We start from the raw sequence: 8,895 nt of genomic DNA, 5'->3' as shown, positions 1-8,895 counted from the left end.
CCATGCGATCACCTCAATCTACACCCGAAATTACACCACGAGCGCGGACGCTAATTTCCCCTTGGACGAAACGACCCATTCCAAAGCCTCCCGAAACACGGGAGAACCATAGCATATTCGGGCGTTTTTACACAGCCTCGGGACTTTCCTGCCACTTCGAATCGAGTGGCGGAACGGCAGATTTTGACCGATTACGACGTAAGGTGTTCGATCGACTGCCCCCGCCCTCACTTGGCCACCTTGTACCAGAGCGATTTGGCGGGCAACTGGGCCGCAGTACAAAACTGTTGCTTCTCGCTTGCGCGCATTGACGAACCGACCACGCCGACAAACGTGAACGATCGCGGGCCGGTGATGAGATACTCATTGATCGTGACACCGGGGCTCCATCTGCCATCTTCATCGCGGTTGCGGTAGGAAATGCGGAAGCGGTCCCTGCCGGCCATCTCCCATGCTACGGCCTGGCTTGAGTATTCGTGCTTCGGGTCAGTGATGTCGGTTTCCTCCCAGAAGCGCGTGCCATCGAAGTACCATGGTGTGATCACAGGATTGGCGCAGGTCGAGAATGTACCCTCGACATAGGCATAGTAGCCCACCGCCAGCGGGATGCGTGCTGCGGCTGCGGCGCTGTCAGGCGTTCCGACGGATAAGTCAGATGGCTTCAGGGCCGTTCCCGCCGCCGCAATTGATGGATCCGGTCGCTTCGAAGCGGGGCATTGTGTCTGCAGCGACCGCAACGCCTTTGTGGACCCTGCGAGCGAGACATAGGCCAGTTCCTGCCATTCCGCCCCGCCATCGATGCTGACGAGGAGGGTAAGTCCGTCATCGCTTCCCCCGAGCAAGGCTTCCAGTTCCGGCGCGAGTGGTCCGCTCCAGCCGGCTTTTCCCGGCACCTGCGCCAATGGCTGATCGGCAACCGTTCCATCCATCGAACCTTCGAACCATAGCAGCAGTGGCTGCCCGGCGGGTGGGAAAGGCATCGATGTCTGGCCTGGGGTAACAGCCAGATCAATCCCGCCCTCCGGTCGGCACGTCAGGCTCAGCTTTCCCAGTTCGGGGTGATCGCGGATTTCGGCCACGGCGCTGCTCGGGCGGCCACTGAAGGTCCATTTTGCCTCGTGATTGCGGAACTCCTCGACCGGGAGCAGTGCGGCCTGGCTCTGCTGTTGAGCTTCGTAGTCGGCATCAGTCCAGCGGTAGCGCTTGACGACAGTCCATTTCTTGCCGTTCCAGGCCAGCGTTTCGATGCAGACCTCTGCGCCCGCTCCGCCGCAGGCGGTGCCATGAACCGATGTCTCAATCCCCTTGCGCCCGCCGCCAAGATCAACGGGCGTCACATTGCGCAAGAGGCCTTCGAAAATCGGCGCAAGGCCCTTCCGACCCGAGCCCAGAATGATGATCTGGCAGCCCGCCGTGCCGCAAAACCCCGATCCGGTATCGGGGACGTTCCCTGCATCCATCTGCGCCTGGGAGACCTTGCAGGCAAAGGCGCTTTGCTCAACCACCCAGTCGGGCTTGCCGTCGCCCGTGACCTCGATCTGACGCGCGAAATTCGCGCGATCGGGCACGAACTTGCCGCCTGCCTGCTGGCATTGGGTCTTGTACTCCTCAAAGATGGCCTGAACCTCTTTTGGCCACTGCGTCGCGGCAGTCGAACTCTGGGCGAGCACGCTGAAAGGCAGCATGAAAGGCAATACGGCCATAGCGGTGCGACGGATCATCGGATGCTGCTCCTTGATTGGCGGCAGAATGCTGTCTTGCGAAGCTGGTGAGGCTGCTCAGAAATCCGGCTGGTTGCTACGTGAACGCTGTGCATCGGCTCTGCCGCGCTCCTCGCTGACAAGCCGTGTGGTGTGGAACAGCGCATCGTGTCCCGCTCTGAAATCGACGATCCGGATATGGAGGCGGTGCAGCTTTCCCCGGGTCTGCGAGAGCTCCGCCTCCATCATGAGCGCGCAGTTTCCCTTTCGCGCGAGGAGGAAGGGTTCAGGGTTGATAGCGGCCGCGTTGCCGGTTCCGCCGCCTGTCCCCTTACCTGGCGGGACGGCAGCTTTGGCGAAGGCTGTCTGGCAATTGTCACGGGTTTCCAGCAACCCCTTGGGCCAGCGCGACCGGGAGAGATCGGGATAGCGATAGAGCCCGCCATTGCTGTCCCAAACCCACACCATCGACAGGCTGGACCCGCGGTTAGAGGGATCGGTGAGATTCCCGCTTTCATAGGTCGAGCGGCCATAACGGGTCCGAACTTCGGCGAGAATGTCGGATGCAAGCGGAGCGGCGGCACTCGGCTGGAACCAGTCGCCAAAGCGCTGTTCGAGACCGGCTGACCACACCCGCGCCTCGCCTGGCGGTGCCGTCAAGTGGAAGTTGAAGCTCTCCTCCTTGCCTGGCTGATCGCGCCAGCCATGGAGTGCACTGACAAAACGTGTGCCGGGCAGATTTTCGATCGTGATCGGGGCTTCGCAGAACCGGCCATTGTCACAATAGTTCGCACGCGTCTGGCGCGAATATCCTCGCGCCGCCAGGATCGATTCCGCCGAAGCCAGGTCTGCACCGATCGGAATGCCAAGCAGCTCGATCTTCTTGTCGCCAGGGGCCGCGCCGCTTAGCGCGGCAGCACCAATCACCAGCGCCGCAAGCCTTAGCCACATCATGGTGACACCGTGAAGGTTTCACGCGCGGCCCGGCTGTATTCCGGCGGCTCAAGATCGAAGCTGACGATCTCGGCTTCGATCGCGCCGCCATTGCCGCTTGGCCGGGCCGCCACCAGACGGGCGCGGATGACCAGGCTCGCGCTGTTCCACCAGCTGTCTGCGCGAAGCGCGGCGGCGCGATCGGGTGCCATCTTCCACACCCGTGCAGCACCGGCGTTGCGGAACGTCAGGCTGACCGGCGTGGTGTTCTCGCCGACCGGGAAATAGGCATCGGGGGCGAAGGCACCGAAAGGTATGCCGCCAAGACCTGGATCATATTCGCCCGGATTGGCTCCGGTCCGCAGCGTGATGCAGCGCGTGTCCTTCATCGCTGTCCATTGTGCATCGACCTGCGCATTGGCGCGCTTCCAGGCCTCCTCCGCGCCAAGCGAACGGTCGATCGACACGAGTGCCTCGTCCGCCCATTGCTCACGCGGCGGCACAAGGCCGGTCATGCCGTAATAAACCACGGCCCAGTCGCGTTCGGTCAGATTGTCGGCAAACCGATCGCAGTTCACGGGTGCCGACACAGGAGCAGCCGAAGTGCTGGCCGTGGTGTCATTCGTCGCCTCCCCACTTCCGGCCTCAGTGGCGGTGTTATCAGCAGCCGGCGCGCTGTTGTTGCAGGCTACAAGCAGGAACGGGCCGGCGGTCATGGCAAGCAACCGGGTCCTGATCGTGCCGGGCGTCATAGCTCGGCTCCCTTGTTGGCGTTCGCTTGTCCGGCCTGGCTCGCGCGCAAGGCGTCGCGTTCGGCAGGGAAGCGGTTGACCTCGTAATCGTAATAGGCCGCAGCATCGATCATCGCGACTTGCACCGATTGGGCGAGCTGCGGATTATCATAAGACCGATCGACCTGTGCGACGATCGTCAGGCCACAATCCGGGCGCCAGTTCATCTGCGTGCCATAGATGGCGATGCCGTTGCTGCACTGCCGCAGCTTTTCGCGGTCGAACTCGGGCAGGAGCTTGCCGTCAGGCCCATACAGCCAGAACAGTTCGCCGCGATCCCCGGTCAGGCTGGGCTTGCCATACTTGCCCTCTAGCGCGGCGACCTGGGACGCGATCGTCGGCTGATCGCCTTGTGCAAAGGGCTGGACGAGCCACAAGGCATAGACCTTTTCCTGCCCGGGCATGCCGTCGGCGTAGAGGCTCCACTGCGCATCGACGGTTTCGAGTTTCGTACGGGGGTCATAGTTGAGCACATCGGTCGCACCCCAGCGCGGCTTGTGCGTACCGGTGGCAATGCGAACGAAGCTGCGGATCTTCAGCCCGGCCTGATCGCGGCGCAGGGTGGGGCCGTCGCCTTCCAGCATCACGCTGTCGGCTTGCTCGCCCTTGGGACATTGGGCAAAGCGGATTGCGGTTTCGAGCGGGACCCCCAGCCGCAAGCCGCGCAAATCGTCGACCGGCCTGCCATCGGGACGGGGCGGGATCGAGACACTGTCGCAGTCGACCTCGATCTTCTTACCATAATAAGTCATCGCACCGTTCGGACCCTCGTCGGCGGCGAGGTCGCGTTCCGGTGGCGGCGCGGCGGGATCGGAGCTCGCGCTGTTGCAGGCTGAAAGCACACCAATCATGGCAGCGGAGAGCAGGTATTTGCGAGCCATCGTCATTCCCCTTTCGTGAGCGGATTGCGGATTTTGCCGAGGCCTGCGGCAATCAGCGCGCCGCCAAGAAGGAAGAGCAGCCACACGCCGAGGCCGAGGCCGATTCCTGCGGCGAGCTGTTCGCGCAGGAAATCAGGCGCCATCGACAGGATCGCCGATCGCAGCCCCGCCACCAGCAGTGCCGCGATGATCGCCGCAGCGCCGGTTGCCAGCAGCGGCAGTCTCTCGCTTTTGCCGCGCCAAGCCACGCTGATCAGCCACAGCGCGGCAAGCGGCGCTGCAAATCGCAGGGTTAGCAGCGCCTGCATCGCCTCCATGTCTGATGTATCGGCGCCCATCATCCCGCCCGCAGCAGACGCCATTGATAGCTGGTTCACGATCTGTCCCAGCCCAAGCAGGGTGGCGCTTTGAACCGGAGACGACAGCGCGGTCATGAAGCAGGCGAGCAGCACCCCCAGTGCCAGCGGCGTTGCCAGGGAGTGGGTGAACAAGGCGACAACCCTGGACCCTTCCGGGCTTGCCGCAATGCCCGAGAGGTCAACCTTGATACTGTCCAGCGCGACGCCACCGATCGGGTAAATGTCCTTGGCAGTGCCGCTTTCGCTTTCGAAGTCGACTGCCATGCCCGCAGCGGGTGGCTTTTCGCCGCGCCAGTCCTCGGTCAGGAACCGGTGCCGCGAACCATCTTCCGCAGTGATCGCACCGGACCCCTCGCTCTGGTTGAAACCCAGTATCTTGCCTTTCATGATGTGTTTCCCCTGTTGGTGTCGCCGCGTTCAGATCTGACCGCCGCAAAGCTGGCGGGTCTGCGCATTCAAGGCGTGCATACGTTCCTTGAATTCCTGGCGGATCGATCGCACCGCCTGCCGGTCGGCTGGATCCACCCCGGCGGAGCGCAGCAGCGATCCGTTCACCGCTTCGCGATCTTCGGGGCGGGGCTTGAGCGGCCAGCGGAGCGCGGGGAATGCGGTCTTGAGGTGATCGGGCAGCCCGTCATCGAGGGATTTGGCAATGCATGAGCAGTCGCTGTTCTGACCGCTCGACAGGCATTCGCCCTCAATCATTGCCGCGAACTCGGACTGGCCGCACGCGGCAAGGGCGAGGCAGGTCACGCCAAGTCCGATCGCAGCCAGATGCCTTCGCCCAGTTTGTGCCATTGCCATCCTCATAGGCCTTCCGACCGATTTACTTCGGATGCTGGGTACGCCTGCTGGGCGAGTGGGTCTTGAAGGGCGTCTCAAGAATTTCTAAAGTCGGTCCAGACACAGTGGGGAGGCGCATGGCAGCAAGCCGTTCTTCATCACGGCGCCGGCGGCGACTGTGGAAGTTTTCCGGTGCCGAGTTCGACGAGGCCGGCTGGGAGCTGCGGGTCGAAGGGCGGCCGGTAACGCTCGAGAGCAAACCGCTCGAAGTCCTACACGAGCTGTTGCTGCGCGCAGGCGAGGTCGTGACCAAGGACGAGATTCTCGATGCGGTCTGGCCCGAAGTCACGGTTGTCGAGGGGTCGCTCCCGACAGCAATCTCCAAACTCCGCAAGGCATTTGGCGAGCGCGAGGACAGCATAATCGAGACAGTGCCGCGCGTGGGCTATCGCTTGATCGCGAAGGTCGAGGTTGAAACTGTCGATGCTCCGCTTTTGCCGCGCTTCAACTTTGCGCCGGGCGATGCGGTGCCGGGGCGGCGGCAATGGCGCCTCGTGCGCGCGCTGGGGGATAGCGGCGGCGAGGATGTGTGGCTCGCTGGCCATGACAAGACCCGCGAGCAGCGGGTGTTCAAGTTTGCCGATGCGCCCGACCGGCTGCGCGCGCTGAAGCGAGAGGCGGCGCTGTCGCGCGTGGTCTTTGCCGGCCTTGGGTCTGCCGCCCCGCTTCCTGCGCTGCTCGAATGGAATTTCGAAACCTCGCCTTATTTTCTCGAATATGCCCATGGGGGACGCGATCTGTTGCAGTGGGCACAGGATGCTGGCGGGCTACCCGCCATTGCCCTTGACCGACGCCTCGCCGTGGCGACGCGGATCGCGCGCGCACTCGCGGCGGTGCATGCTCTGGGGGTGCTCCACAAGGATCTCAAACCCGCCAATATCCTGATCGATGCCGGGGAGACCGGTATGATCGTCAGACTTGCCGATTTCGGCAGTGGGCGACTGCTCGACGGGGCGGTGCTCGACCAGTTCGGGATCACCAATCCGGGGCTTCTGGAGGTCGGTCTCGACACGGACAACGCGCGTTCGGGTACTCTTGCCTATCGTGCGCCTGAGCTTGTCGGCGATGCAACGCCGACCATCCGCAGCGATATCTATGCGCTGGGCCTGATCCTCTATCAGCTGGTGGTGGGCGACTTTGATCGTGCGCTGGCACCGGGCTGGGAGGCTGACGTGCCTGATCCGCTTCTGCGCGAGGATATCGCCGGAGCAGCGAGGGGCGATCCTCAGCTGCGTTTCGCGAGCGCGGATGAACTGGCGTTGCGGCTGGAACGATTGGCTGAGCGCCGTGAAGAGGCCACTGCCTTGGAGCGTCAGGCTGCTCAATTTGCAGCTCAGCAGGAAGCGGAGGCGCGAAGGCTGCAACGCCGGCCCTGGGTGCAGGCGGCCGTAGGCAGTCTGGCCATGGGCCTGATCGCAAGCAGTGCATTCGGCGCCTATGCCTGGTCCCAGCGCAATCAGGCGATCGCCGCTCGGAGCCTGGCCGACACCAGTTACAATTTCGTGGCCGAAGATGTTTTGGGCAGTGTCGATCCTGCCCGCGCGGGCGGCGCTGATGAGACCGTCGTCGAGGCGATCAGCCGTGCCAGTGCAAACATCGACCGTCGCTATGCAGACGATCCCGGCATTGCGGCACGCCTGCACCTCGCGCTTGCGCGCGCATTTTATGGCAGGGCCGACTTTGACAAGGCACGCGCCGAGTTTGCAAGGAGCGAGGCATTATTTGCGCAGGCAAAAGAGACCGAAAGCGAGGATGCTACGCTCGGCCGGCTGGCTCTCATCCATATGAACAGCGTTTCCGGTCAGCCCGACCGGCTTGAAGAAGCGGGTCGCTTGCTGGAGTCCGAAAGAAACCGCCTCGCCGAACGCAGAGAGCGAGGAAGGATCGGGTTTGCCTTTGCGCAGGCCGAGGGCGCCTATGGCTATATGGCCGATCTGGCGCTGGCCGAACGGGCGTTCCGGCGCGCTGCAGCCATTGTCAGGAGCGATCCCGACGCGGCTTCGCCCACTCAGGCGCTGAAGATCAAGTCATCGCTCGCGCTTACCCTGATGCGTCTCGGCCGGGCACAGGATGCGGAACCGATTGCACGTGCAGCAATCAAGGAATCGGTGAGTGTGCGCGGCGCTGACCACCCGGATACGCTGGTAACGCGCCAGCACTGGCTCAACGCGCTCTCCATGCTCGGCGAGCATGACGCCGCGCTTAGGGACAGTGCGCCGTTGCTGGCGGCGATGGAGCAACGTCTCGGGCCGCAGCATCGGTTCACTCTGGCCCTGCGGTCGACCCGGTTCGAAAGCATGGCAGCTCTGGGCCGATATGATGAAGCGGCCAATGAAGCCGAGCGCGTGTGGCAGGGGGCAGCAGCGTCGGCCGGCCCAGCCTCGCATCAGGCACTCGCCGGGCAGATAGACTATGCCTCGACCCGTTGCCTGACCGCGCGGCGCACGGAGGGCCTGAAAGTTGCACGCGATGCACTGGAAACAGCACAAGAAGCTTTCGGCGCTGACTATCCGCTAACGCATGTGATCCGTTACTTTGCCTCCGAGTTGTAGATTTCCGTTGAGATTTGACCCGGGAGGGTGGTGAGTTTTCGTTGAGATTTGACCCATGTTTTGACCCGTTCCTTGCTGTGAGCAGCGAGGGAGACAGGAGTGATCGACATGGCGTTACTGAGTGTTATCCGTCGCTGGCATCTGCGAGACCGGATGCCGATCCGGGAGATCGCGCGGCGCACTGGCTTGTCGCGGAACACGATCCGCAAGTATCTGCGCAGCGGCGCGGTAGAGCCGCGGTTTCGGGTTCCCGAGCGTTGCAGCAAGCTGGACCCGTTTGCTGAGAAGCTGTCGCATTGGCTGCGGATCGAGGCTGCCAAGTCGCGCAAACAGCGACGCACGGTGAAGCAGTTGCACGCCGATCTGGTGGTGTTGGGATTTGACGGTTCTTACGGGCGCGTTGCCGCTTTTGCGCGGGCGTGGAAGGCGCAGCGGCAATATGAACAGCAGACCAGTGGACGCGGGACCTTCGTGCCGCTGGTGTTTGCGCCGGGGGAGGCGTTCCAGTTTGACTGGAGCGAGGACTGGGCGGTTCTCGGCGGCGAGCGTGTGAAGCTGCAGGCGGCCCATACCAAGCTGACGCACAGCAAGGCCTTTATCGTCAGGGCTTATCCGCTGCAGACCCATGAGATGCTGTTCGATGCGCTGACGCAGGCGTTCCGGGTTCTGGGCGGTGTTCCGCACCGTGGGATCTTCGACAACATGAAGACCGCGGTGGACAAGGTCGGCACTGGCAAGGCGCGGCAGGTCAACGCGCGGTTCGCAGCGCTGGCCAGTCATTATGAGACTGTTTAAAATTTTGTGCTCGGCCGTGGTAACTGCTTTCAGAGGAGACC

General features: G+C 63.1%; 7 protein-coding genes and 1 pseudogene. 2 read left to right on the top strand and 6 right to left on the bottom strand.

Features of this window, described 5'->3' with window-relative positions:
- Positions 1-227: 227 nt before the first annotated feature.
- The 6 genes from AX708_RS17715 to AX708_RS17690 are packed head-to-tail and all read right to left on the bottom strand — an operon-like array spanning position 228 to position 5,417.
- Positions 228-1,721 (bottom strand): hypothetical protein, encoded by a 1,494-nt coding sequence (locus AX708_RS17715; RefSeq protein ID WP_067490528.1) that lies wholly within the window; start codon positions 1,719-1,721, stop codon positions 228-230.
- Positions 1,722-1,778: 57 nt separating this feature from the next.
- Positions 1,779-2,654, bottom strand: a complete 876-nt coding sequence (locus AX708_RS17710) for a hypothetical protein (RefSeq protein ID WP_067400364.1) — start codon at positions 2,652-2,654, stop codon at positions 1,779-1,781.
- Positions 2,651-3,385 (bottom strand): hypothetical protein, encoded by a 735-nt coding sequence (locus AX708_RS17705; protein ID WP_067490521.1) that lies wholly within the window; start codon positions 3,383-3,385, stop codon positions 2,651-2,653. Before AX708_RS17705 ends, AX708_RS17710 begins: the two co-directional genes overlap by 4 nt.
- Positions 3,382-4,305, bottom strand: coding sequence for a hypothetical protein (locus AX708_RS17700; protein ID WP_066529503.1), 924 nt, complete (start codon positions 4,303-4,305; stop codon positions 3,382-3,384). The genes AX708_RS17705 and AX708_RS17700 overlap by 4 nt, the downstream gene beginning before the upstream one ends.
- Positions 4,306-4,307: 2 nt before the next feature.
- Positions 4,308-5,051: a hypothetical protein gene (locus AX708_RS17695; protein ID WP_066529506.1), complete on the bottom strand. Its 744-nt coding sequence runs from the start codon at positions 5,049-5,051 to the stop codon at positions 4,308-4,310.
- Between the two features lie 30 nt (positions 5,052-5,081).
- Positions 5,082-5,417, bottom strand: a complete 336-nt coding sequence (locus AX708_RS17690) for a hypothetical protein (protein WP_067490518.1) — start codon at positions 5,415-5,417, stop codon at positions 5,082-5,084.
- Between the two features lie 167 nt (positions 5,418-5,584).
- Here AX708_RS17690 and AX708_RS17685 point away from each other — a divergent pair, with 167 nt between their 5' ends.
- Both AX708_RS17685 and istA read left to right on the top strand, forming a co-directional pair.
- A complete protein-coding gene (locus tag AX708_RS17685) occupies positions 5,585-8,059 on the top strand; it encodes a winged helix-turn-helix domain-containing protein (protein WP_066529510.1) in 2,475 nt (824 codons plus the stop codon).
- Between the two features lie 108 nt (positions 8,060-8,167).
- Positions 8,168-8,842: pseudogene (istA, locus tag AX708_RS17680) on the top strand (IS21 family transposase); the annotation flags it as partial.
- Positions 8,843-8,895: the final 53 nt, after the last annotated feature.

This window comes from Erythrobacter sp. CCH5-A1, assembly GCF_001557115.1.
GTDB lineage: Bacteria > Pseudomonadota > Alphaproteobacteria > Sphingomonadales > Sphingomonadaceae > Erythrobacter.
The sequence above is the reverse complement of the archived record's forward strand: the minus strand, read 5'-3'. Positions and strand labels throughout refer to the sequence as shown.

Bases quoted from the DNA above. Each gene is read 5' to 3' on its own strand.
- AX708_RS17715 (WP_067490528.1), bottom strand. From the start codon at position 1,721: ATGATCCGTCGCACCGCTATGGCCGTATTGCCTTTCATGCTGCCTTTC.
- AX708_RS17710 (WP_067400364.1), bottom strand. From the start codon at position 2,654: ATGATGTGGCTAAGGCTTGCGGCGCTGGTGATTGGTGCTGCCGCGCTA.
- AX708_RS17705 (WP_067490521.1), bottom strand. From the start codon at position 3,385: ATGACGCCCGGCACGATCAGGACCCGGTTGCTTGCCATGACCGCCGGC.
- AX708_RS17700 (WP_066529503.1), bottom strand. From the start codon at position 4,305: ATGGCTCGCAAATACCTGCTCTCCGCTGCCATGATTGGTGTGCTTTCA.
- AX708_RS17695 (WP_066529506.1), bottom strand. From the start codon at position 5,051: ATGAAAGGCAAGATACTGGGTTTCAACCAGAGCGAGGGGTCCGGTGCG.
- AX708_RS17685 (WP_066529510.1), top strand. From the start codon at position 5,585: ATGGCAGCAAGCCGTTCTTCATCACGGCGCCGGCGGCGACTGTGGAAG.